This is a genomic window from Mycobacterium sp. NTMscope_MAC_269 (assembly GCF_976985695.1).
Map to the genome: position 1 here is coordinate 2192048 of NZ_OZ335668.1, position 23492 is coordinate 2215539.

20 protein-coding genes are annotated in these 23492 nt (G+C 68.5%); 14 read left to right on the plus strand and 6 right to left on the minus strand.

Annotation, left to right across the window (positions count from 1 at the left end):
- Positions 1-165 precede the first annotated feature (165 nt).
- The 8 genes from aceE (at position 166) to ACZ50Z_RS10345 (ending at position 11062) form a co-directional block, all read left to right on the plus strand.
- Positions 166-2955 carry a pyruvate dehydrogenase (acetyl-transferring), homodimeric type gene (aceE, locus tag ACZ50Z_RS10310; RefSeq protein WP_464483459.1) on the plus strand — a complete coding sequence of 930 codons (2790 nt, stop codon included), beginning with the start codon at positions 166-168 and terminating at the stop codon, positions 2953-2955.
- A 217-nt stretch (positions 2956-3172) separates the two neighbouring features.
- Positions 3173-4495, plus strand: a complete 1323-nt coding sequence (locus ACZ50Z_RS10315) for a PucR family transcriptional regulator (protein ID WP_464483460.1) — start codon at positions 3173-3175, stop codon at positions 4493-4495.
- A gap of 143 nt (positions 4496-4638) precedes the next feature.
- A complete protein-coding gene (locus ACZ50Z_RS10320) occupies positions 4639-5547 on the plus strand; it encodes an ACP S-malonyltransferase (protein WP_464483461.1) in 909 nt (302 codons plus the stop codon).
- 86 nt (positions 5548-5633) lie between these two features.
- Positions 5634-5978: a meromycolate extension acyl carrier protein AcpM gene (gene acpM, locus ACZ50Z_RS10325; RefSeq protein ID WP_464483462.1), complete on the plus strand. Its 345-nt coding sequence runs from the start codon at positions 5634-5636 to the stop codon at positions 5976-5978.
- On the plus strand, positions 5975-7225 hold the full coding sequence (gene kasA, locus ACZ50Z_RS10330; RefSeq protein WP_464483463.1) for a 3-oxoacyl-ACP synthase KasA: 1251 nt from the start codon (positions 5975-5977) through the stop codon (positions 7223-7225). The genes acpM and kasA overlap by 4 nt, the downstream gene beginning before the upstream one ends.
- Before the next feature lie 92 nt (positions 7226-7317).
- Positions 7318-8577 (plus strand): 3-oxoacyl-ACP synthase KasB, encoded by a 1260-nt coding sequence (gene kasB / locus ACZ50Z_RS10335; RefSeq protein WP_464483464.1) that lies wholly within the window; start codon positions 7318-7320, stop codon positions 8575-8577.
- Between the two features lie 32 nt (positions 8578-8609).
- Complete coding sequence (locus ACZ50Z_RS10340; protein WP_067172514.1) at positions 8610-10031, plus strand: acyl-CoA carboxylase subunit beta; 1422 nt, start codon at positions 8610-8612, stop codon at positions 10029-10031.
- Positions 10032-10204: 173 nt separating this feature from the next.
- Positions 10205-11062 (plus strand): hypothetical protein, encoded by an 858-nt coding sequence (locus ACZ50Z_RS10345; protein WP_464486167.1) that lies wholly within the window; start codon positions 10205-10207, stop codon positions 11060-11062.
- Between the two features lie 73 nt (positions 11063-11135).
- On the opposite strand, the gene ACZ50Z_RS10350 is transcribed toward ACZ50Z_RS10345, so the two are convergent.
- Positions 11136-12674 carry an FAD-dependent monooxygenase gene (locus ACZ50Z_RS10350; RefSeq protein WP_464483465.1) on the minus strand — a complete coding sequence of 513 codons (1539 nt, stop codon included), beginning with the start codon at positions 12672-12674 and terminating at the stop codon, positions 11136-11138.
- Positions 12675-12768: 94 nt separating this feature from the next.
- Here ACZ50Z_RS10350 and ACZ50Z_RS10355 point away from each other — a divergent pair, with 94 nt between their 5' ends.
- Complete coding sequence (locus ACZ50Z_RS10355; RefSeq protein ID WP_464486168.1) at positions 12769-13200, plus strand: nucleoside deaminase; 432 nt, start codon at positions 12769-12771, stop codon at positions 13198-13200.
- On the opposite strand, the gene ACZ50Z_RS10360 is transcribed toward ACZ50Z_RS10355, so the two are convergent.
- Positions 13197-14738 (minus strand): glycerol-3-phosphate dehydrogenase/oxidase, encoded by a 1542-nt coding sequence (locus ACZ50Z_RS10360; protein ID WP_464483466.1) that lies wholly within the window; start codon positions 14736-14738, stop codon positions 13197-13199. The two genes, ACZ50Z_RS10355 and ACZ50Z_RS10360, sit on opposite strands and share 4 nt — an antisense overlap.
- Positions 14735-15301 (minus strand): TetR/AcrR family transcriptional regulator, encoded by a 567-nt coding sequence (locus ACZ50Z_RS10365; RefSeq protein ID WP_464483467.1) that lies wholly within the window; start codon positions 15299-15301, stop codon positions 14735-14737. The genes ACZ50Z_RS10360 and ACZ50Z_RS10365 overlap by 4 nt, the downstream gene beginning before the upstream one ends.
- A 47-nt stretch (positions 15302-15348) precedes the next feature.
- On the opposite strand from ACZ50Z_RS10365, the gene ACZ50Z_RS10370 reads away from it, so the two are divergent.
- Positions 15349-16947, plus strand: coding sequence for an FAD-binding oxidoreductase (locus ACZ50Z_RS10370; protein ID WP_464486169.1), 1599 nt, complete (start codon positions 15349-15351; stop codon positions 16945-16947).
- Complete coding sequence (locus tag ACZ50Z_RS10375) at positions 16944-17861, plus strand: diacylglycerol kinase (protein WP_464483468.1); 918 nt, start codon at positions 16944-16946, stop codon at positions 17859-17861. Before ACZ50Z_RS10370 ends, ACZ50Z_RS10375 begins: the two co-directional genes overlap by 4 nt.
- A 102-nt stretch (positions 17862-17963) precedes the next feature.
- Here ACZ50Z_RS10375 and ACZ50Z_RS10380 read toward each other — a convergent pair whose 3' ends face one another.
- The 3 genes from ACZ50Z_RS10380 to ACZ50Z_RS10390 form a co-directional block, all read right to left on the minus strand.
- Entirely contained in the window at positions 17964-18476 is a 513-nt protein-coding gene (locus ACZ50Z_RS10380) for a DUF3145 domain-containing protein (RefSeq protein ID WP_464483469.1), read from the minus strand.
- 151 nt (positions 18477-18627) lie between these two features.
- Positions 18628-19446 carry a serine hydrolase domain-containing protein gene (locus ACZ50Z_RS10385; protein WP_464483470.1) on the minus strand — a complete coding sequence of 273 codons (819 nt, stop codon included), beginning with the start codon at positions 19444-19446 and terminating at the stop codon, positions 18628-18630.
- Entirely contained in the window at positions 19446-20513 is a 1068-nt protein-coding gene (locus ACZ50Z_RS10390) for a class I SAM-dependent methyltransferase (RefSeq protein WP_464483471.1), read from the minus strand. The genes ACZ50Z_RS10385 and ACZ50Z_RS10390 overlap by 1 nt, the downstream gene beginning before the upstream one ends.
- A gap of 79 nt (positions 20514-20592) precedes the next feature.
- Here ACZ50Z_RS10390 and ACZ50Z_RS10395 point away from each other — a divergent pair, with 79 nt between their 5' ends.
- The 3 genes from ACZ50Z_RS10395 to ACZ50Z_RS10405 are packed head-to-tail and all read left to right on the plus strand — an operon-like array spanning position 20593 to position 23437.
- Positions 20593-21678, plus strand: a complete 1086-nt coding sequence (locus ACZ50Z_RS10395; protein WP_464483472.1) for an S-(hydroxymethyl)mycothiol dehydrogenase — start codon at positions 20593-20595, stop codon at positions 21676-21678.
- Positions 21678-22301 (plus strand): MBL fold metallo-hydrolase, encoded by a 624-nt coding sequence (locus tag ACZ50Z_RS10400; protein WP_464483473.1) that lies wholly within the window; start codon positions 21678-21680, stop codon positions 22299-22301. The genes ACZ50Z_RS10395 and ACZ50Z_RS10400 overlap by 1 nt, the downstream gene beginning before the upstream one ends.
- A gap of 41 nt (positions 22302-22342) precedes the next feature.
- Positions 22343-23437, plus strand: coding sequence for a class I SAM-dependent methyltransferase (locus ACZ50Z_RS10405; RefSeq protein ID WP_464483474.1), 1095 nt, complete (start codon positions 22343-22345; stop codon positions 23435-23437).
- The last annotated feature ends 55 nt before the right edge of the window (positions 23438-23492 follow it).

Here is a 23492-nt window from a genome sequence, read left to right on the forward strand (position 1 = left end):
GACGTTACCGGGTGACCTCCTTACTCGCCCCAGACCCGCCGAGTTGGCGTCCCCGATCGGCTACCAGATGGCGGCTGCCCGCCCGAAACACCGGTGCGGCACGATGGTGGTCAGGGTGCGAACCACCCTGACGTCACACATCCCGCCAATTACAGGAGTAGTGGGTTGACAACCGAATTCGTGCGCCACGATCTGGCCACAAATCCCAACAGCGCAACCGAACCCGACCGCGTCCGGGTGATCCGCGAGGGGGTGGCTTCTTACCTCCCCGACATCGATCCCGAAGAGACCTCCGAGTGGCTGGAGTCCTTCGATGAACTGCTGGAGCGCTCCGGCCCGTCGCGGGCGCGCTATCTGATGTTGCGACTGCTGGAGCGGGCGGGCGAACAGCGCGTTGCCATTCCGTCGCTGACCTCCACCGACTACGTCAACACCATTCCGACCGAACTGGAGCCGTGGTTCCCCGGCGACGAGGACGTCGAACGGCGCTACCGGGCGTGGATCCGCTGGAACGCCGCCATCATGGTGCACCGCGCCCAGCGCCCGGGAGTCGGTGTGGGAGGCCACATTTCGACCTACGCGTCATCCGCGGCACTGTACGAAGTCGGCTTCAACCACTTCTTCCGCGGCAAATCGCATGCCGGTGGCGGGGATCAGGTGTTCATCCAGGGCCACGCCTCGCCGGGCATCTACGCCCGGGCGTTCCTCGAGGGCCGGCTCAGCGCCGATCAGCTCGACGGTTTCCGTCAGGAGCACAGCCATCCCGGCGGCGGGCTGCCGTCCTACCCGCACCCGCGGCTGATGCCCGACTTCTGGGAATTCCCCACGGTGTCGATGGGTCTGGGCCCGATGAACGCGATCTATCAGGCCCGGTTCAACCACTACCTGCACGACCGCGGCATCAAGGACACCTCCGATCAGCACGTGTGGTGTTTCCTGGGCGACGGCGAGATGGACGAGCCGGAAAGCCGCGGCCTGCTGCACGTCGGCGCGCTCGAGGGATTGGACAACCTGACCTTCGTCATCAACTGCAACCTGCAGCGCCTCGACGGCCCAGTCCGCGGCAACGGCAAGATCATTCAGGAACTCGAGTCGTTTTTCCGCGGTGCCGGCTGGAACGTCATCAAGGTGGTCTGGGGCCGCGAGTGGGACGCCCTGTTGCACGCCGACCGCGACGGCGCGCTGGTGAACCTGATGAACACCACCCCCGACGGGGACTACCAGACCTACAAGGCCAACGACGGCGGCTACGTGCGCGAACACTTCTTCGGTCGCGACCCGCGCACCAAGGCGCTGGTCGAGGACCTGTCCGACCTGCAGATCTGGAACCTCAAGCGGGGTGGTCACGACTACCGCAAGGTCTACGCCGCCTACCGGGCCGCGGTCGACCACAAGGGGCAGCCCACGGTGATCCTGGCGAAAACCATCAAGGGCTACAGCCTGGGCAGCTACTTCGCCGGCCGTAACGCCACCCACCAGATGAAGAAGTTGCGGCTGCAGGACCTCAAGGACTTCCGCGACAGCATGCGGATTCCCGTCTCCGACGCCCAACTCGAGGAGGACCCTTACCTGCCGCCGTACTACCACCCTGGCCCGGAGGCGCCCGAGATCCGCTACCTGCTGGACCGGCGCCGCGCGCTGGGCGGCTTCGTGCCCGAGCGCCGCACCAAGGCCAAGGTGCTGTCCTTGCCCGGCCGCGATACCTACAAGGCGCTGAGGAAGGGGTCCGGCCACCAGGAGGTGGCCACCACCATGGCGACGGTGCGCACGTTCAAGGAACTGTTGCGCGACAAGGAGATCGGGCCGCGCCTCGTACCCATCATTCCCGACGAGGCACGCACGTTCGGGATGGACTCGTGGTTTCCGAACCTGAAGATCTACAACCGCAACGGCCAGCTCTACACCTCCGTGGACGCCGAATTGATGTTGGCGTACAAGGAAAGTGAAGCCGGCCATATCCTGCACGAGGGCATCAACGAAGCCGGATCCGCCGCCTCGTTCACCGCCGTCGGCACGTCGTACGCCACGCACAACGAGCCGATGATCCCGATCTACATCTTCTATTCCATGTTCGGCTTCCAGCGCACCGGCGACGGCCTTTGGGCGGCCGCCGACCAGATGGCGCGCGGCTTCCTGTTGGGAGCCACCGCGGGACGCACCACGCTGACCGGCGAGGGCCTGCAGCACGCCGACGGCCATTCGCTGCTGCTGGCGAGCAGCAACCCGGCGGTGGTCGCCTACGACCCGGCGTTCGCCTTCGAGATCGCCCACATCGTGGAGAGCGGGCTGGCCCGGATGTTCGGGGAGAACCCGGAGAACGTGTTCTTCTACATCACCATCTACAACGAGCCCTACGTGCAGCCCCCCGAGCCGGACAACTTCGATCCCGAGGGCGTGCTGCGGGGCCTCTACCGCTACCACGTCGCCACCGAGCAGCGCGCCAATAAGGCACAGATCCTGGCTTCGGGGGTGGCGATGCCGGCGGCCCTGGACGCCGCGCAGATGCTGGCCGCCGAATGGGACGTCGCCGCCGACGTGTGGTCGGTGACCAGCTGGGGCGAACTGAACCGCGACGGCGTCGCGGTGGATCGGGCGAGGCTGCGTCACCCGGACCGGCCGGCCGGCGTCCCCTACGTCACCCAGGCGCTGTCCAACGCCGTCGGCCCGGTGGTCGCCGTTTCGGACTGGATGCGTGCGGTTCCCGAGCAGATCCGGCCGTGGGTGCCGGGCACCTACGTCACCCTGGGCACCGACGGGTTCGGCTTCTCCGATACCCGGCCCGCGGCGCGGCGCTACTTCAACACCGACGCCGAGTCGCAGGTGGTGGCCGTGCTCGAGGCGCTGGCGCGCGACGGCGAGATCGACCCCTCGGTGCCGGTCGCGGCGGCCCGTCAGTACCGGATCGACGACGTGCACGCCGCGCCGGAGCAGACGTCCGACCCCGGCGTGGCCTGACGCGGACCTCACCCTCACCGGTCCACGCCCACCGCCCGCCGAACGTGAAGTTGATTTCACGCTGGGCGTCGAGCGTGAAGTTAGTTTCACGCTCGACGCCCGCCGGAGCCACACCGGGGCGCGCCAAGGCCCGCGGCCGGCTACCTTGAGGCGTTCTTAAGAACGCCTTGCGCCTTCTTTGGCGGAAACATCTAGAAAAGTCGCGTAGGTTTTAGGGGTGAGTGACAACCCCTTCGCCGGTCCGTTCGCCAAGCATCCCCGGTCACCGCTGGAAACGCTGGATTCGGTCCCCGACTCCGTGCTGCGGCGGCTCAAGCAGTACTCCGGGCGGTTGGCGACCGAGGCGGTCAACGCCATGCAGGATCGGCTGCCGTTCTTCGCCGATTTGGAGGCGTCGCAGCGGGCCAGCGTGGCGCTGGTGGTGCAGACGGCCGTCGTGAACTTCGTCGAGTGGATGCAAGACCCGCACAGCAACGTCAGCTACACCGCCCAGGCCTTCGAGCTGGTGCCCCAGGAGCTGCAACGCCGGATCGCGTTGCGCCACAGCGTCGACATGGTGCGCGTCACCATGGACATCTTCGAGGAGGTCGTCCCGCTGCTGGCCCGCTCCGAGGAGCAGCTGACCGCGCTGACGGTGGGCATCCTGAAGTACACCCGCGACCTGGCGTTCACCGCGGCGGGGGCGTACGCCGACGCGGCCGAGGCGCGGGGCACCTGGGACAGCCGGATGGAGGCCAGCGTGGTCGACGCGGTGGTCCGTGGCGACACCGGCCCGGAGCTGCTGTCCCGCGCGGCCGCCCTGAACTGGGACACCACCGAGCCGGCGACGGTGGTGGTCGGGACGCCGGCGCCGGGCCGCGACGGGTCGACCGGCCCCGGCGACAGCGAGCGCGCGAGCCAGCACGTCCGCGACATCGCCGCACAACACGGCCGTGCCGCCCTCACCGACGTGCACGGCACCTGGCTGGTCGCCATCGTCTCCGGGCAGTTGTCGCCGACCGACAAGTTCCTCGGGGAACTGCTGGCCGCGTTCGCCGACGGCCCCGTGGTCGTCGGGCCGACGGCGCCCATGCTGACCGCGGCCTATCACAGCGCCAGCGAGGCGATCTCCGGGATGAACGCGGTCGGCGGATGGCGCGGGGCGCCGCGTCCCGTGCTGGCCCGCGAGCTCCTGCCGGAGCGGGCCCTGATGGGCGACGCGTCGGCGATCGTGGCGCTGCACACCGACGTGATGGGGCCGTTGGCCGACGCGGGTCCGACGCTGATCGAGACTCTTGACGCTTACTTAGATTGTGGCGGCGCGATTGAAGCCTGTGCCAGAAAGTTGTTCGTTCATCCAAACACCGTGCGCTACCGACTCAGGCGGATCACCGACTTCACCGGCCGCGATCCCATGCAGCCGCGCGATGCATATGTGCTGCGAGTGGCGGCGACGGTGGGCCAGCTCAACTATCCGACGACTCCCGCTAGCGCCGCGAACAACGCCATGCCCGCGGTTCCGCTGCCGGTCAAGGGGGCTGCCACCGGTCAAATCGGGTAATAGTGACCCAGTGCACAGGTCGCGGGACGATATCAAACCCGTAGCTTACGGAGCCGTTTTGTAGGGTGTGCACAAAAACCTAAGACGAGGTTCATAATCTGTTACACCCGCCAAAACCGTTTCCACAGTGTTCTCTTAAACACGTGATTGCATTGCTTGCGCCCGGACAGGGTTCGCAGACCGAGGGGATGCTCTCGCCATGGCTGGAGCTCGCCGGCGCCGCTGACCAGTTGGCGCTGTGGTCCAAGGCCAGTGGCCTCGACCTCGTGCGCCTGGGCACCACCGCATCGACCGAAGAGATCACCGACACCGCGGTCACCCAGCCGCTGGTCGTCGCCGCCACGCTGCTCGCGCACCAGGAGCTGGCCAAGCGCGGCCTGCTCGCCGGTGAAGACCTGGTCGTGGCCGGCCACTCCGTCGGTGAGATCGCCGCTTACGCGATCGCCGGCGTGATGGCCGCCGACGACGCCGTCGCCCTGGCCGCCACGCGGGGCGCCGAGATGGCCAAGGCCTGCGCCGTGGAGCCCACCGGCATGTCCGCGGTGCTCGGCGGTGACGAGGCCGAGGTCCTCGCGCGCCTCGAGCAGCTCGACCTGTTCCCCGCCAACCGCAATGCCGCCGGGCAGATCGTGGCCGCCGGGTCGCTGGCCGCGCTGGACAAGCTCGCCGAAGACCCCCCGGCCAAGGCCCGGGTGCGCGCGCTGGGTGTGGCCGGCGCGTTCCACACCAAGTACATGGCGTCGGCGCTCGACGGCTACGCCGCCGCGGCGGCCGCTGTCCAGACGGCGGAGCCCACCGCGACGCTGCTGTCCAACCGCGACGGCAAGCCGGTCGCCTCGGCGGCCGCGGCGATGGAGGCGCTGGTCGCCCAGCTGACCCAGCCCGTGCGCTGGGACCTGTGCACCGCCACGCTGCGCGAGCTGGAAGTTGGTGCGGCCGTGGAGTTCCCGCCCGCGGGCACGCTCACCGGTATCGCCAAACGAGAACTTCGGGGAGTTACGGCCCGTGCCGTCAAGTCGCCCGCAGACCTGGACGCTTTGGCCGAGCTCTAAACCAGCTCGACTCCCCAAAGGCCCAGTACAACCACATAACACGTCAGTTCGACTAACTCACAACACATTACGAAGGGAAGCACGCTGTGGCTGTCAGCCAGGAAGAAATCATCGCCGGTATCGCCGAGATCATCGAAGAGGTCACCGGTATCGAGCCCTCCGAGGTCACCCCGGAGAAGTCCTTCGTCGACGACCTGGACATCGACTCGCTGTCGATGGTCGAGATCGCCGTCCAGACCGAGGACAAGTACGGCGTCAAGATCCCGGACGAGGACCTCGCCGGTCTGCGCACCGTCGGTGACGTCGTCTCCTACATCCAGAAGCTCGAGGAAGAAAACCCCGAGGCTGCCGAGGCGCTGCGCGCCAAGCTGGAGTCCGACAACCCCGACGCGGTCGCCAACGTCAAGGCGAGGCTGGAAGCGGACAAGTGAGTAAGCCTTCCACTGCTAACGGCGGTTACCCCAGCGTTGTGGTAACCGCCGTCACGGCGACGACGTCGATCGCGCCGGACGTCGAGAGCACGTGGAAGGGTTTGTTGGCCGGCGAAAGCGGCATCCACGTCCTCGAAGACGAATACATCACCAAGTGGGACCTGCCCGTCAAGATCGGTGGACACCTCAAGGAGCCCATCGACGACCAGATGAGCAGGCTCGACATGCGGCGTATGTCGTACGTCCAACGGCTGGCCAAGGTGCTCAGCACCCAGCTGTGGGAGACCGCCGGCAACCCGGAGCTCGATCCCGACCGGTTCTCGGTCGTGGTCGGCACCGGCCTCGGTGGCGCCGAAAGGATCGTGGAGAGCTACGACCTGATGAACGAGGGCGGCCCCCGCAAGGTGTCGCCGCTGGCCGTTCAGATGATCATGCCCAACGGCGCCGCCGCCGTGGTGGGTCTGCAGCTCGGCGCCCGCGCCGGGGTGATCACCCCGGTTTCGGCGTGTTCGTCGGGTTCGGAAGCGATCGCCCACGCATGGCGTCAGATCGTCATGGGTGACGCGGACGTCGCCGTGTGCGGTGGCGTCGAGGGCCCCATCGAGGCGCTGCCGATCGCGGCGTTTTCGATGATGCGGGCCATGTCGACCCGCAACGACGAGCCCGAGCGCGCGTCGCGGCCGTTCGACAAGGACCGCGACGGCTTCGTGTTCGGCGAGGCCGGGGCCCTGATGCTCATCGAGACCGAGGAGCACGCCAAGGCCCGCGGTGCCAAGCCGCTGGCCCGTCTGATGGGTGCCGGCATCACCTCCGACGCGTTCCACATGGTGGCCCCGGCGGCCGACGGTGTGCGTGCGGGTCGGGCGATGACGCGGTCGCTCGAGCTGGCGGGGTTGTCCCCCAAGGACGTTGACCACGTCAACGCCCACGGGACGGCGACGCCGATCGGTGACACCGCGGAGGCCAACGCCATCCGGGTCGCCGGTTGCCAGCAGGCGGCGGTCTACGCGCCGAAGTCGGCGCTGGGCCACTCGATCGGTGCGGTCGGGGCACTGGAGTCGGTGCTCACGGTGTTGAGCCTGCGCGACGGCGTCATTCCGCCCACCTTGAATTACGAAACCCCCGACCCCGAGATCGACCTGGATGTTGTTGCGGGCGAACCTCGCTACGGCGATTTCCGTTACGCGATCAACAACTCGTTCGGCTTCGGTGGCCACAACGTGGCACTCGCCTTCGGGCGTTACTAAAGCTGGATGGTCTAGAAGGTGGTGACCCGCGTCCCCCGGCCTCGCCGGGTTCGCGATCACCGCTAAGCACGGAAGGAACGTTCGCAAGACCCATGACAGAGCTGGTTACCGGGAAGACACTCCCGAACGTGGTCGTCACTGGCGTTGCCATGACGACCGCACTGGCGACTGACGCCGAGACCACCTGGAAGCTGTTGCAAGACAGCCAGAGTGGTATCCGCACACTCGAGGACCCGTTCGTCGAGGAGTTTGACCTGCCGGTACGCATCGGCGGTCATCTGTTAGAGGAGTTCGACAGCCAGCTGACCCGCGTCGAGTTGCGCCGGTCGGGTTACCTGCAGCGGATGTCGACCATCTTGAGCCGGCGGGTCTGGGAGAACGCCGGCTCGCCCGAGGTCGACAGCGACCGCCTGCTGGTGTCGATCGGTACCGGTTTGGGTTCGTCGGAAGAGATGGTTTTCAGCTACGACGACATGCGCGCTCGTGGCATGAAGGCCGTCTCCCCGCTGGGTGTGCAGAAGTACATGCCCAACGGGGCGGCCGCGGCGGTGGGTCTGGAACGGCACGCCAAGGCCGGGGTCATCACCCCGGTGTCGGCGTGCGCGTCCGGCTCCGAGGGCATCGCCCAGGCGTGGCGCAACATCGTGTTCGGGGAGGCCGACATCGCGATCTGCGGTGGCGTCGAAACGAAGATCGAAGCGGTGCCGATCGCGGCGTTCGCGCAGATGCGCATCGTGATGTCGACCAAGAACGACGACCCCGCCGGCGCGTGCCGCCCGTTCGACCGCGACCGGACCGGCTTCGTGTTCGGCGAGGCCGGCGCGCTCATGGTGATCGAAACCGAGGAGCACGCCAAAGCCCGCGGCGCCAACATCTTGGCCCGCATCATGGGCGCCAGCATCACCTCCGACGGCTACCACATGGTCGCCCCGGACCCCAACGGCGAACGCGCCGGGCACGCGATGAGCCGGGCCATCCAGCTCGCCGGTCTGTCCCCCAGCGACATCCACCACGTCAACGCCCACGCCACCGGCACCTCGGTCGGTGACGTCGCCGAGGGCAAGGCCATCAACAACGCGCTGGGCCCCCACGGCGGCAACGCCGCGGTCTATGCACCCAAGGCGGCCCTGGGCCACTCGGTCGGCGCCGTCGGCGCGGTCGAATCGATCCTGACCGTGCTCGCGCTGCGCGACCAGGTCGTCCCACCGACGCTGAACCTGGAAAACCTCGACCCCGAAATCGATCTCGACGTCGTAGCGGGCAAACCACGCCCGGGCAACTACCAGTACGCGATCAACAACTCGTTCGGATTCGGCGGACACAACGTGGCCATCGCCTTCGGGCGGTACTAAACCGAGCAACACCGGAATATCAGGAGACTGCGATGACTATCACGGCCCCCGAGGCGGTTGGCGAGTCGCTCGACCCCCGCGACCCGCTGTTGCGCTTGAGCAATTTCTTCGACGACGACAGCGTCGAACTCCTGCACGAGCGTGACCGCTCCGGCGTGCTTGCCGCCGCCGGGACCGTGAACGGCGTGCGCACCATCGCCTTCTGCACCGACGGCACCGTGATGGGCGGCGCCATGGGCATCGAGGGTTGCACGCACATCGTCAACGCCTACGACACCGCCATCGAGGAGCAGAGCCCGATCGTGGGCATCTGGCACTCCGGCGGTGCCCGGCTGGCCGAGGGCGTCAAGGCACTCCACGCGGTGGGCCTGGTGTTCGAGGCGATGATCCGGGCGTCGGGCTACGTCCCGCAGATCTCGGTGGTCGTCGGTTTCGCGGCCGGCGGCGCCGCCTACGGGCCGGCGCTGACCGACGTCGTCGTGATGGCGCCGGAAAGCCGGGTGTTCGTCACGGGCCCGGACGTGGTCCGCAGCGTCACCGGCGAGGACGTCGACATGGCCTCGCTCGGTGGTCCCGAGACCCACCACAAGAAGTCCGGGGTTTGTCACATCGTCGCCGACGACGAGCTCGACGCCTACGAGCGCGGCCGCCGGCTGGTCGGATTGTTCTGCCAGCAGGGCCATTTCGACCGCACCAAGGCCGAGGCCGGTGACACCGACATTCACGCGCTGCTGCCCGAGTCGGCGCGGCGGGCCTACGATGTGCGCCCGATCGTGACCGCGATCCTCGACGACGAGACGCCGTTCGACGAGTTCCAGGCCAACTGGGCGCCGTCGATGGTGATCGGGTTGGGCCGGCTGTCGGGCCGCACGGTCGGCGTGCTGGCCAACAACCCGCTGCGTCTGGGCGGGTGCCTGAACTCCGAAAGCGCCGAGAAGGCGGCACGTTTCGTGCGCCTGTGCGACGCCTTCGGCATCCCGCTGGTGGTGGTCGTCGACGTGCCGGGTTATCTGCCCGGCGTCGACCAGGAGTGGGGCGGCGTGGTGCGCCGCGGCGCCAAGCTGCTGCACGCGTTCGGCGAGTGCACGGTTCCCCGTGTCACGCTGGTCACCCGAAAGACCTACGGCGGGGCCTACATTGCGATGAACTCCCGGTCGCTCAACGCGACCAAGGTGTACGCCTGGCCGGACGCCGAGGTCGCGGTGATGGGCGCCAAGGCCGCCGTGGGCATTCTGCACAAGAAGAAGCTGGCCGCCGCGCCCGACCACGAGCGCGAGGCCCTGCACGACGAGCTGGCCGCCGAGCACGAGCGGATCGCGGGCGGTGTGGACAGCGCCATCGAGATCGGCGTGGTCGACGAGAAGATCGACCCGTCGCACACCCGCAGCAAGCTCACCGAGGCGCTCGCGCAGGCGCCGGCGCGCCGCGGGCGTCACAAGAACATCCCGCTGTAACCCGCCTGGATTCCCGCGGGCGTTTCTGCCGAGCAGACGCAGAATCGCATTGCGCGGTCCTCCCGCGTGCGATTCTGCGTCTGCTCGCGCGTCATCCCCAGCGGTGACTAGCTGATTCGAGCCTACCTTCGCATGCTTTCACGGTGCATGCCGATGCGATTGCACTCCTGAAGATGGCCGGCGGGTTCGCGACGACGGCCCAACTGTTGACAGTCATGACTCGGCAACAGCTCGACGTCCAGGTCAAAAATGGCGCTCTCCAGCGCATCTGGTATGGGGTTTACGCAGCCCAGGACCAAGGTCTGTTGGGCCGCTTGGCGGCTCTTGACATCTTCATGGGACAGCAAGCTGTGCCGTGTATGGGCACAGCTGCCGCTCTGTACGGGTTCGACACGGAGAACACGACTGCCATCCACGTGCTTGATCCTGGTGTGCGGATGCGGCCCACCGTAGGTCTGATGGTTCATCAACGTACAGGCGCTCGGCTACAACGGGTGGCCGGGCGTCTCGCAACCGCCCCAGCATGGACGGCTGTCGAGGTCGCAAGGCAGCAGCGCCGTCCGCGGGCGCTGGCAACTCTGGACGCTGCCTTGCATTCAATGCATTGCTCCCGCAACGAAATTGAAGTCGCAGTATCCGAGCAGCGAGGTCGTCGGGGAATCGTAGCAGTGCGCGAACTCCTCGCTGTCGCCGACGGCCGTGCCGAATCGCCTATGGAGAGCGAAGCTCGGCTGGTAATGATCGACCGCGGACTACCGCCTCCGGAGCTCCAATATCCAATCCATGGCCGCGACGGCGAGCTGTGGCGCGTCGACTTCGCATGGCCCGCAGCACGTCTGGCCGCCGAATACGAGAGCATCGACTGGCACGCGGGGCGCGACGAGATGCTCCGTGACAAAAGGCGGTTGGGCAAAATTCAAGAACTCGGGTGGACGGTAATTCCCATCGTCATCCATGACGTAAGACTGGAACCCGACCGTCTGGCCACTCGAATCGCGACGCACCTAGATCGTCTGCCCAAGGCTGGCTAATCGGCGCGAGCAGACGCAGAATCGCATTGCGCGGGCCTCCCGCGTACGATTCTGCGTCTGCTCGCCAGGGCTACTAGCGGCGCAAGATCGCCGAGAGCGCTTGGCGCAGCTCCCCTTCGGGATCGGCGGGTAGCTCGTCGGCACGCCAGCCGACAAAGTCGTCGGGGCGCACCAAGAGCGCCCCTTGCGGCGAGAGTCCCGTGATCGCCGCCCACTCGTCACTATCGATGCGGTGTGCAGCCACCGACGCCGAAGCCGCTGCGGCACACCATCGCTCGTCACCGGTCAGCAGGGTGAAGTCGGGGCCCAGCAGGTCGAGCGTGGAAACCCCGTCGCGCACCCAGACGTGCGGAACCCGGGTGCCCGGTTGGCCGCGCAGCTGCTCCACCAGGTCTCCCTCGTCCGGATCGCCCGCCACGACGGCGGCCGAGCGGTAGCGGTAGCCGATGAGCAGGGCGAACATCGAGCACTCCTCGTCAGCCGGCAATCGCGGGCGGTCATCGCCCAACTGCAGCAAATCGACGATCGGGCTGTTGAGGGACTGGCGGGCGGCGAATCGGCCCACCGGGTGGCGTTCGGCGTGGTAGGTGGCGAGCAACTCCGGCCCCGCCGTGCCCCGCAGCACGGCCGCCAGCTTCCACGCCAGGTTGTGGGCGCTCTGGATCGCGGTGTTGGCTCCCCCGGCCTTGAACGGCGGCATGGTGTGCGCCGCATCGCCGACGAGAAACGCCCGTCCGCAACCGAATTGGTCGGCAACCTGTTCGTAGGGCTGCCATGCCGCGATCTCGATGATGTCGATGTCGATCCGCTCGCCGATCGCCTTGGTCAGCAGCACCCGGCAGTATTGGGGGGTGAACTGGTCGGCGGTCTCGCCTTTGGCGGGCAGGTACGTGGTGATGAACATGCCGAGGCCACCCTCGACCACGATGAATATTCCGTCGACGTCGGCGTTTCGTACTTGTACGGCGTCGCCGTCGCCCAAGTGGGCGACAAACTTTCGCCACGGGGCCCGAAAGTAGATGAAGACGACATAGATCGGCAACGCACCGTACCCAGAGGTGGTGATACCCAGCCGCTTTCGCACCTGGCCGTGCACGCCGTCGGCGCCGACGAGGTAGTCGGCGCGCACGGTTTCCGACGCGCCCGACTCCCGGTCGCGCAGCACCGCGGTGGCGCCGGCCCCGTCCAGGTCCAGCGAAAAAAGCTCGGTCCCATAGCGCACTTCGCTGCCACGCCGACGCGTTTCGGCGAGCAGGATCGGCTCGAGCCTGCTCTGCGGGCAGTACTGCACGACGGGTTCCGGGCTGAGCGTGTCGAGCCCCGCGAACACCGCGTCGAGGTCGATGGCCGGCTCTTCGGCGGTACTGTTCAGCGCCGGCTTGACCACCATGTTCGAAACGTGTTCGGCCACCTCGTGGACCGCGCCGCTGAGCCCGAGGCCGCGCAGGATTTCCAGGGTGCGGAAGCTGACGTTGCGGGCCTTCGGATACAGGAAGGTTTCCCGACGCTTCTCGACCAGCAGCGAGCGGACGCCGTGCTGGGCCAGCAGCGCCGACATGCTCAGCCCGCCGACGCCGGCCCCGACGATGAGGACCGGAACACGAGTCGTCATCTCGCCCCCTCCGGCGCGACACTAAATACCGAGATTGCTCTCCCTACGCTACGACGTGGTGGAAGATCGTCACGTGCACCCCTCCGCGCCTGAAATGCTGGATGTCGCGTACGAGGAAGCGCAGACCGGGCTAACCGAGGGCGGCATCCCCATCGGCGCCGCCCTGTTCACCGCCGACGGCTCCCTGCTCGGGCGCGGCCGCAATCGCCGTGTGCAACAAGGGGATCCGTCGTTGCACGCTGAGGTCGACGCGTTCCGCGCCGCGGGCAGACAACTCGACTACCGGTCCACCGTCATGGTGACGACGCTCTCGCCGTGCTGGTATTGCAGCGGCCTGGTGCGCCAGTTCAGCATCGGCGCGCTGGTGGTGGGCGAGTCCCGCACGTTCAGCGGCGGGCACGAGTGGCTGGCGCAACACGGCGTGGCGGTGACCGTGCTCGACGACCCGCGCTGCACGCGGATGATGAGCGACTTCATCGCCGAGCACCCCGATGTGTGGCACGAGGACATCGGGCGGGCGCCCTAGCCGAACCGCGCCAGAAACTCCTCGGCCACCGCGACGGCTCGTTCACGGTCGCGGGGCACCAGCCCGATCCGGGTCCGCCGGTCGAGGATGTCGGAGACCTCCAGTGCGCCCTCATGGGTGATCGCGTACTCGAATTCGGCTCGGGTGACGTCGATTCCCTCGACGGCCGGCTCGGTCGCCCGCTCGCAGGCGGCGGTGGCGACGACCTTGGCCGCCTCGGCGCCGTAGCGCGACACCAGCGACTCCGGCAGCCCGACGTCCGGCGCCGCGGTGATCCCCGGGTTGGCCGGCGCCCCGATCAGCGGCAGGTTGCGGGTCTGACACTTCCCGGCGCGCAGCCGCCGCACCCGCACGGCGCGATCCAGCACGTCTTGCGCCATGTAACGGTATTCGGTGAGCTTGCCACCGATGACGCTGATCACCCCGGACTCCGATTCGACGACGGCGTGCTCGCGCGAGACGTCGGCGGTGCGGCCCTCACCGGTGTCGATCAGCGGGCGCAACCCGGCGTAGGCGCCGATCACGTCGGTGGCGGTGAGCCCGGTTCTCAGCGCGGTGTTCACCGTGTCGAGCAGGAACGTGATTTCCTCGACCGACGGTTCGGGCACGTCCGGAATCGGTCCCGGCGCGGCTTCGTCGGTCAGCCCCAGGTAGATGCGGCCCAGCTGTTCGGGCATGGCGAAGACAAAGCGGTTGAGCTCGCCGGGGATCGGAATCGTCAGCGCCGCAACCGGATTGCCGAAGGTCTGCGCGTCGAAAACCAGGTGGGTGCCGCGGCTGGGCCGCAACCGCAACGAGCCGTCGATCTCGCCCGCCCACACCCCGGCCGCGTTGATGACCGCGCCCGCCGACACGACGAACGAGTCCCCGCTGCGCGCGTCGGTCAACCGCACCGAGGTGCCGGTGGCGCGGGACGCCGACACATGGGTGAGGATCCTGGCGCCGTGTTGCGCGGCGGTGCGCGCGACCGCGGTGACCAGCCTGGCGTCGTCGATCAATTGGCCGTCGTAGGCCAGAAAACCCCCGTCCAGGCCGTCACGGCGCACGGTCGGTGCCATCTCCACGACGCGCCGCGCCGAAATCCGGCGCGACCGGGGCAGCGTCGACGCCGGCGTCCCGGCGAGGAACCGCAACGCGTCGCCGGCCAGGAACCCACCGCGCACCAGCGCCCGCTTGCTCGCGCTCATCGATCCCAGTAGCGGCACCAGTTGCGGCATCGCCCGGACGAGGTGGGGCGCGTTGCGGGTCATCAAGATTCCGCGCTCGATGGCGCTGCGGCGGGCGATGCCCACGTTGCCGGTCGCCAGGTAGCGCAGGCCGCCGTGGACGAGTTTGGAACTCCAGCGGCTGGTGCCGAACGCCAAATCGTGTTTTTCCACCAGCGCCACCCGCAGCCCGCGGGCCGCGGCGTCCAGCGTGATCCCCGCGCCGGTGATGCCGCCGCCGATCACCACGACGTCCAACGGCTCACCCTCGGCGAGCGCGGTCAGGTCGGCGGCGCGCCGCGCGGAGTTCAGAGCGGTCGGGTCGGGGATCACGACAGATATCCGTTCAGCGAGTGGGCGAGCTCGGCGGCCAGCGCGTCGGCGTCGAGCATGGGTTCGACGATCCGCGCCGACTGGATGGTCGACTGGGCGATCAGCAACACCATGGTGGCCATCTGGAGCGGGTCGCCGCTTCGGACGCTGCCGTGGCGCTGGGCGGCCCGCAGGCGGGCGGCCAGGGCCTCGATCAGCATGCGCTGGCTGGTCCCGAGGCGCTCGGTGATGTAGGTGGTCGCGAGCTCCGAATGCAGGACCGACATCACCAGCTGGTCGCGGCGCAGCACATCGGCCACCGAAACGATCTGTCGCACAAGCGATTCACGGTCATCGCCGAGCAGGGGCGCGTCGCTCATCACGTCCGTGACGTGGCGGGTCAACAGCGCCGCGACGACCGAGTGGGTGTCCGGCCAGCGCCGGTACACCGTCGGCCTGCTGACACCCGCGCGTCGGGCGATCTCGGCAAGCGTCACCCGGTCCACGCCGAAATCGACCACACAGCTGGCGGCCGCCGCGAGGATCCGCTCACCGACATCCAGCTCGTTACGGATTGACAACATATGTAATACTGTAACGCATGACGCATCCGAAGGGGCTCGTGCCGCCCATGAAATGGAACGCGTGGGGAGATCCCGCCGCGGCCAAGCCCCTCTCGGAAGGGATCCGGTCATTGCTGCAGCAGGCTGTGGGGGTCGAGGGGTCCTCCACGGCCGAACTGCAGCCCGACCAGGTCGAACTGCACGCGTCGAGGCTCTCCCGCTCGGACCGGCAGGCGCTGGCCGCCATCGTCGGCGCCGACTACTGCCGCACCGCGGACTCCGACCGGCTGCTGCACGCCGGTGGCAAGTCCACCCTCGACCTGCTCAACCGCGCGGAACGCGGCCCGCAGGACGCACCCGACGCGGTGTTGTTGCCCGCCGACGAGGGCGCCGTCGCCGCGGTCCTGCGCCACTGCAGCGAGCACCGCATCGCGGTCGTCCCCTTCGGCGGGGGCACCAGCGTGGTCGGTGGACTCGACCCCGAGCGCGCCGAGTTCGGCGCCGTCGTCTCGCTCGACCTCCGCCGTCTCGACCGGCTGATCTCGCTCGACGAGGTCTCCGGCCAGGCCGTCTTCGAGGCGGGCGTCACCGGTCCGGCGGCCGAAAAACTCCTTGGCGCGCAAGGCTTTTCGCTTGGTCATTTCCCGCAGAGCTTTGAGTACGCCACCATCGGCGGCTTCGCCGCGACCCGCTCCTCGGGACAGGACTCGGCGGGCTACGGCCGGTTCAATGACATGGTGCGGGGGCTGCGCGTGATCACCCCGGTGGGCACGCTGGATCTGGGACGCGCGCCGGAATCGGCCGCGGGCCCCGACCTGCGTCAGCTGCTGATCGGCTCGGAGGGAACCCTGGGCGTGATCACCCGGGTGCGGCTGCGGGTCCACCGCACCCCGGAAGCCGTGCGCTACGACGCCTGGTCGTTCCCCGATTTCGAGACCGGCGCTGCGGCGCTGCGGGCCGTCATTCAAACTGCCACCGGCCCCACCGTCGTCCGGCTCTCCGACGAGGTCGAGACGGGGGTCAACCTGGCCACCACCGAGGCGATCGGCGAATCTCAGATCACCGGAGGGTGTTTGGGCATCACGATGTTCGAGGGCACCGAGGAGCACGTCGAAAGCCGGCACGCCGAAACCAGCGCGCTGCTCGCAGCGCGGGGCGGAACCTCACTGGGCGAGGGGCCCGCGCGGGCGTGGGAGCGCGGCCGATTCGGCGCGCCGTACCTGCGCGACTCGCTGCTCGCGGCCGGCGCGCTGTGCGAGACCCTTGAGACCGCCACCGACTGGTCCAACATCCCGACGCTCAAAGCCGCTGTGACCCAAGCGCTCACCGAGTCGCTGGCCGAGTCCGGCACCCCGGCGCTGGTGATGTGCCACATCTCGCACGTCTACCCGACCGGCGCGTCGTTGTACTTCACCGTCGTCGCCGGGCAATCCGTCGTCGCCGGGCAACGCGGCAATCCGATCGAGCAGTGGAAGACGGCCAAAAGGGCCGCGTCGGATGCGATCATGGCCACGGGCGGGACCATCACCCACCACCATGCTGTGGGCACCGACCACCGGCCGTGGATGCGCGACGAGATCGGCGACTTGGGAGTGCAGGTGTTACGCGCGGTCAAGGCGACACTGGATCCGGCCGGAATCCTCAACCCCGGCAAGCTGATTCCGTGACGGCCAGGCGCGAGGTCGGCAAGGTGATCGCGCTGACCAACCCGGTCTCGGGGCACGGGGCCGCGGTGCGCGCCGCGCAGCTCGCGATCGCCCGGCTGCACAAGCGGGGCGTGGAGGTCGTCGAAATCATCGGCGATGACGCCGAAGACGCGCGGCACCTGGTCGGCGCGGCGCTGGAAAAGGGCGCCGACGCGGTCATGGTGACCGGTGGCGACGGCGTCTTCTCCAACGCTCTACAAGTGTTGGCGGGCACCGACGTTCCCGCCGGGATCGTCCCCGCGGGAACGGGGAACGACCACGCCCGCGCATTCGGAATCCCCACCCAGGACCCCGAGGCGGCCGCGGACGTCATCGTCGACGGCTGGACCGAAACCGTTGACCTGGGCCGGATTACGGACGGCGACGGGGTGAGCAAGTGGTTCGGCACCGTGGCGGCCACCGGCTTCGATTCGCTGGTCACCGATCGCGCCAACCGGATGCGCTGGCCGCACGGTCGGCTGCGCTATTACCTCGCGATGCTCGCCGAGCTGTCCCAGTTGCGGCTCTTACCCTTTCGCATGGTGCTCGACGGCACCGAGGAGATCGACGCCGACATCACGCTGGCCGCCTTCGGCAACACCCCCAGCTACGGCGGCGGGATGCGCATCTGCCCCGCCGCCGATTACACCGACGGCCTGCTCGACATCACCATGGTGCACTCGGCATCCCGCGCCAAGCTGGTCCGCCTGTTCCCGACCGTGATGAAAGGCACGCACGTCGACCTCGACGAGGTGAGCACCGCGCGGGCCCACTCAGTTCACGTCGAGTGCCCCGGCATCAACGTCTACGCCGACGGCGACTTCGCGTGCGCGCTGCCGGCCGAGATCTCGGTGGTGCCCGCCGCCCTGCAGATCCTGCGCCCGGCCACGCGGTAGGCCCCGGTCTCCAGGAACCAGCGACGCGCGTTCGAAAGCGCTAGCAGATGCGCTAGCTGTTTTGAGAGTCGCCTACTACTTCCAGAGAGGCTGCCCGATCGGCTACCCGACGCCGCGGCTCAGCCAGGTGACTTCGCCGACGTCGCCGCCGTCGCGATACGCCTCGAGCGCCTCGTCCCAGGCCGTTCCCAGCACGGAATCCAGCTCGGCGGCCAGGGTGTCGGCGCCCTGGGCCATCATCGACCGCAGCCGCATCTCCCCGACCATGACGTCGCCGTTGGCGCTCATCGCCCCGCTCCACAGGCCGAGCTGCGGCGTGTGGCTGAAGCGGTGGCCGTCGACGCCGGGGCTGGGGTCCTCGGTGACCTCGAACCGCAGCACGGACCAGGAGCGCAACGCGTTGGCCAACTTGGCGCCGGTGCCCACGGGACCGACCCAGTTGGTGACCGCGCGCAGCTGACCGGGCATCGCCGGCTGGGGCGTCCAGTTCAGGTTCGCCTTGGCACCCAGGGACGACGACAACGCCCACTCGACATGCGGGCACACCGCCGCCGGCGAAGCGTGCACGTACACCACGCCAGTCGTCACGTCGGCGAATTGATTCGACGCTCGCATTTCCTGCTCCTTCGGTTCCACGAGGGACGTCTTCCCCAACGACCTGTGGACCCCGAAGCAGGGCAGCCTGTGCGAAATCTTCGATTTTTTATGTGTCGTGCGTGTCTATTGTGCCTCGTGATACCCGTGTTGCGCTAGTGTGCAGTCCGAATTAGCTGTATTCGGCAATCACGGCATCGGAAATCTCCGGCCACGGCCGCAGCGCCCACTCCCCGAATTCGCGGTCGGTAAGCACCACCAGCGCGAGCCCGATCTCCGGATCTGCCCAGATAAACCCGCCTGCCTGGCCGAAATGGCCGTACGTTCGCGCCGAGTTCCGCACGCCGGTCCAGTGCGGCGATTTCGCATCCCGGAGCTCGAACCCGAGCCCCCAATCGTTGGGCCGCTGCACCCCGTATCCGGGCAGAACGCCGTCCAGTCCCGGGAACTGCACGGTCGTGGCCTCGGCGTGCAGGCCTTCCGAGACCGTCACCGGGCGCAGCAGGTCCCCGGCGAACGCGGCCAGGTCCGCCACGGTCGACGTCGCGCCGAACCCGGCGGCCACCGCGCCGCCGTCAAGGCGGGTCGCCGCCATGCCCAGCGGCTCGAATACCGCCTCGGCCAGGTAGCGGGCGAACTCGATGCCGGTCTCGCGTTCCACGGTCTGGCCCAGCACGGTGAAGCCCTGGTTGGAGTAGATGCGGCGGGCGCCCGGCGCGGCCAGCACCTTCTCGGTGTGCATCGACAGACCCGAGGTGTGCGCCAGCAGGTGGCGGACGGTGGAACCGGGCGGTCCGGCGGCCGTGTCGAGGTCGACGGCCCCCTCCTCGACGGCGACGTGCACGGCCCGGGCGGCCAGCGGCTTGGTCACCGACGCCAGCTCGAACGCCCGCTCGGTGTCGCCGTGGCCGGCCAGCACGCCGCCGGGCCCGACGACGGCGGCGGCCGCGGCCCCGACCGGCCACTCGGCCAGGACGTCGAGGGCCGCCATCACTTCGTGGCGATGTAGTAGTTGTTGATCGGGTCGGCGTCGATCTCGGCGACGCGCACGTTGTCGAATCCGGCATCGCCGAGCATCGCGACGGCCAGTTGCGTTCCCCAGGCGGTGCCCAGGCCGGCGCCGTCCAGCGCCAGCGACACCGTCATGCAATGCATCAGCGACGTCGTGTACAGGTAGGTGCTCATCGGCACCCCGACGTTGTCCTCGAGCCGGCTCGACGCCTTGATGTCGGCCATCAGCAGGACACCGCCGGGGCGCAGCGCCCGGTAGATGTTTTCCAGGACCCGCGCCGGCCGGGCCTGATCGTGGATGGCGTCGAACACGGTGATGACGTCGTAGGCCTGCTCTTTTGAGGCCACGCCCGCCCCGGCAAGGTCGTGGCTTTCGAAGGCGGCGTTCGTCAGGCCGCGCTCGGCGGCCTCGCGGATTCCGGTGGCGATCGCCTGCTCGGAGAAGTCGATGCCGGTGAAACGGCTGGCCGGAAACGCTTGCGCCATCACGTTGATGGCGTGGCCGCTGCCGCAACCGAAATCGGCCGCGTCGACTCCAGCGCGCAGCCGCTCGACGAGGCCGTCCGCCAACGGCAGCACGACGTCGACGAGCGAGGCGTCGAACACCGCGCCGCTCTCCTCGGCCATCAGCTGGTGGAAGCGCGGAAATTCGCTGTAGGGCAGTCCGCCGCCCGCGCGGAAGCAGCCGATGATCTTCTGTTCGACCTCGCCGAGCAGCGGCAGGAATTGGGCCACCACGGCCAGGTTCTGGGGCCCGGCCGCGCGGGTCAGCACGCCGGCGCGGTGGGCGGGCAGCGCGTAGGTGGCGGTGTCGGCGTCGTAGTCGACGACGTGCCCGGTGGTCATGCCGCCCAGCCATTCGCGGACGTAGCGCTCGTTGAGCCCGGCGGCGTCGGCGATCTGCGCGCTGGTGGACGGCGGGAGTGCGGCCATGGTGTCCAGCAGGCCGGTCTGGTGCCCGATGCTCAGCAGGATTGTGAGGCTGGCGCCGTCGAGCGTCGCGGCGATTCGTTCGGTGAATTCTTCGGTTGTCTCCCAAGCCGTCACGCCCTGCGACGCTACACCGGCTCGATGGGTGGACAGCCCGCCGCGAGATGTATGGCGGCGAACGCCTAAGTTGGAGCCCATGAGTCAGACAGTGCGCGGCGTGATTTCACGCAAGAAGGGCGAGCCCGTCGAGTTGGTGGACATCGTTGTCCCCGACCCCGGGCCCGGGGAGGCTCTGGTCGACGTCATTGCCTGCGGGGTGTGCCACACCGACCTGACTTATCGCGAGGGCGGGATCAACGACGAGTACCCCTTTTTGCTCGGCCACGAGGCCGCCGGCCGGGTCGAGGCCGTGGGCCCCGACGTGACCGCCGTGGCGCCGGGCGACTTCGTGATCCTGAACTGGCGCGCGGTGTGCGGACAGTGCCGGGCCTGCAAGCGCGGCCGCCCACACCTGTGCTTCGACACCTTCAACGCCACCCAGAAAATGACGCTGACCGACGGCACCGAGCTCACCCCCGCCCTGGGGATCGGGGCCTTCGCCGACAAGACGCTGGTGGCCGCCGGCCAGTGCACCAAGGTCAACCCCGAGGCCGACCCCGCCGTCGCGGGCCTGCTGGGCTGCGGGGTGATGGCCGGACTCGGCGCGGCGATCAACACCGGCGCCATCACCCGTGACGACACCGTCGCGGTGATCGGCTGCGGCGGGGTGGGCGATGCCGCGATCGCCGGCGCGTCGCTGGTGGGTGCGCGGCGCATCATCGCCGTCGACACCGATGACACCAAGCTGGACTGGGCCCGTAAGTTCGGCGCCACCCACACCGTCAACGCGCGCGAGGTCGATGTGGTCACCACGATCCAGGACCTCACCGACGGGTTCGGCGCCAACGTGGTGATCGACGCGGTGGGCCGCCCCGAAACCTACAAGCAGGCCTTCTACGCCCGCGACCTCGCCGGAACCGTTGTGCTGGTGGGTGTTCCGACCCCCGACATGACCCTGGAAATGCCGCTGGTGGACTTCTTCAGCCACGGCGGCTCACTGAAGTCGTCGTGGTACGGCGACTGCCTGCCCGAACGCGACTTCCCCACGCTGATCGACCTGTACCTGCAGGGCCGGCTCCCCCTCGAGCAGTTCGTCTCCGAACGCATCGGGCTCGGCGACATCGAGGAGGCGTTCCACAAGATGCACGGCGGCGAGGTGCTGCGCTCGGTGGTGGTGCTCTGATGGCAGAGATCGAGCGCCTGGTCACCCACGGAACGTTCGAACTCGACGGCGGCAGTTGGGAAGTCGACAACAACATCTGGATCGTCGGTGACGGCTCCGACGTCGTGGTGTTCGACGCCGCGCACGCCGCCGAGCCCATCCTGGCCGCCGTCGGCAAGCGCAACGTGGTCGCGGTGGTGTGCACCCACGGCCACAACGACCACGTCACGGTGGCGCCAGAGCTGGGTGCGGCACTGGACGCGCCGGTGCTGCTGCACCCCGGTGACGACGTGTTGTGGCGAATGACGCACCCGGACAAGGACTTCCGTACGATCGCCGACGGCGACACGATCGACGTTGCCGGCGCCGAGCTGCTGGCGCTGCACACGCCGGGGCATTCCCCCGGCTCGGTGTGCTGGTACGCCCCGGAGCTCGGTGTGGTGTTCAGCGGGGACACCCTGTTCTCCGGCGGGCCGGGCGCGACGGGACGCTCCTATTCGGATTTCCCGACGATCCTGCAGTCGATCTCCGGGCGGCTCGGCACCCTGCCCGGCGACACCGTGGTGCACACCGGCCACGGCGACAGCACCACCATCGGCGACGAGATCGTGCACTACGAGGAGTGGGTGGCGCGCGGCCACTGACACCGCTAGGCGCAACTAGCCCAACCACTATCGTTTCCCCCATGCAGCCCGTACCACCGATGCCCGAATCGAGCATTGTGGTCCGCCCCGAGCCGACCTTCACCGAGGCGTCGCGCCTGCGCGCGGCCGGTTTGGCGAAGGCGATCGCGGTGTTCGAGAGGGCCGCCGAACAAGTGGCGCTGCCCCGATCTCCACAGCCGATGGTCCTCGCCGACTACGGCGCCGCCAACGGCCACAACTCGCTGCGGCCGCTGTCGGCGGCCATCGCGGTGCTGCGCCGGCGCACCAGCCACGATCACGCAATCCTGGTGGCGCACACCGACGTACCGCGCAATGACTTCACCGCGTTGTTCGACACGGTGGCCGACGACCCGGAAAGCTATTTGCACCTCGACGGTGCCACGTTCACGTCGGCGATCGGCCGGTCTTTCTACAGCCAGATCGTGCCTTCCAAGACCGTCAACCTGGGCTGGACGTCCTGGGCGACGCAGTGGCTGAGCCGCACGCCCTGCGAGGTGCCCGATCACGTGCATGTCTCGTGCACCGCCGACGATGCGGTGCGCTCGGCGTATTCCGACCAGGCCGCGCTGGACTGGCATAACTTCGTGGCGTTTCGCGGGCGGGAACTGGCGCCCGAGGGCCGGCTGGTGGCGCTGACGCTGGCGGCCGACGAGGACGAGAGCGCGGGGTTCGCGCCGCTGCTCGACGCGATCGTCGGAGCGTTGGACGAGCAGGCACGCGACGGCCTGCTGAGCCCAGATGAGCTGCGGCGCATGACAATTCCCACCTTCGCCCGTACTGAGAAGGATTTTCGCGCCCCGTTCGCGCCCAAGGGGCGGTTCGAAGGCCTGATGATCGAGCACCTCGAGATCTTCAACGCCGAGGATCGATTCTGGGCCCGCTTCCAGTCCGACCACGACGCGCACGCGTTCGGTGCCCAGTGGGCGGGGTTTGCGCGCTCGGCGCTGTTCCCCGCCCTGGCGGGTGCGCTCGACGGCGGCATCCACGACGCACGGGCCGGCCAGTTCGTCGAGCAGCTGCAGGGCGCGGTCACCGAGCGCCTGTCACGCGCACCCGAGCCGATGCGGATCCCGCAGGCCCTGGTTGTGCTGGTCAAGGGCGACGGGTCGCGCTGAGGAGAGTTTCGGCACAGCCGAGCAACGGGTAGTCCCCTGCAATCGTCGAATCTGC

Bases quoted from the DNA above. Each gene is read 5' to 3' on its own strand.
- ACZ50Z_RS10405 (WP_464483474.1), top strand. From the start codon at position 22,343: ATGCAGCCCGTACCACCGATGCCCGAATCGAGCATTGTGGTCCGCCCC.
- ACZ50Z_RS10395 (WP_464483472.1), top strand. From the start codon at position 20,593: ATGAGTCAGACAGTGCGCGGCGTGATTTCACGCAAGAAGGGCGAGCCC.
- ACZ50Z_RS10385 (WP_464483470.1), bottom strand. From the start codon at position 19,446: ATGGCGGCCCTCGACGTCCTGGCCGAGTGGCCGGTCGGGGCCGCGGCC.
- ACZ50Z_RS10380 (WP_464483469.1), bottom strand. From the start codon at position 18,476: ATGCGAGCGTCGAATCAATTCGCCGACGTGACGACTGGCGTGGTGTAC.
- ACZ50Z_RS10345 (WP_464486167.1), top strand. From the start codon at position 10,205: ATGGCCGGCGGGTTCGCGACGACGGCCCAACTGTTGACAGTCATGACT.
- ACZ50Z_RS10400 (WP_464483473.1), top strand. From the start codon at position 21,678: ATGGCAGAGATCGAGCGCCTGGTCACCCACGGAACGTTCGAACTCGAC.
- ACZ50Z_RS10370 (WP_464486169.1), top strand. From the start codon at position 15,349: ATGAAATGGAACGCGTGGGGAGATCCCGCCGCGGCCAAGCCCCTCTCG.
- ACZ50Z_RS10340 (WP_067172514.1), top strand. From the start codon at position 8,610: ATGACTATCACGGCCCCCGAGGCGGTTGGCGAGTCGCTCGACCCCCGC.
- kasB (WP_464483464.1), top strand. From the start codon at position 7,318: ATGACAGAGCTGGTTACCGGGAAGACACTCCCGAACGTGGTCGTCACT.
- ACZ50Z_RS10355 (WP_464486168.1), top strand. From the start codon at position 12,769: ATGCTGGATGTCGCGTACGAGGAAGCGCAGACCGGGCTAACCGAGGGC.
- ACZ50Z_RS10365 (WP_464483467.1), bottom strand. From the start codon at position 15,301: ATGTTGTCAATCCGTAACGAGCTGGATGTCGGTGAGCGGATCCTCGCG.
- ACZ50Z_RS10350 (WP_464483465.1), bottom strand. From the start codon at position 12,674: ATGACGACTCGTGTTCCGGTCCTCATCGTCGGGGCCGGCGTCGGCGGG.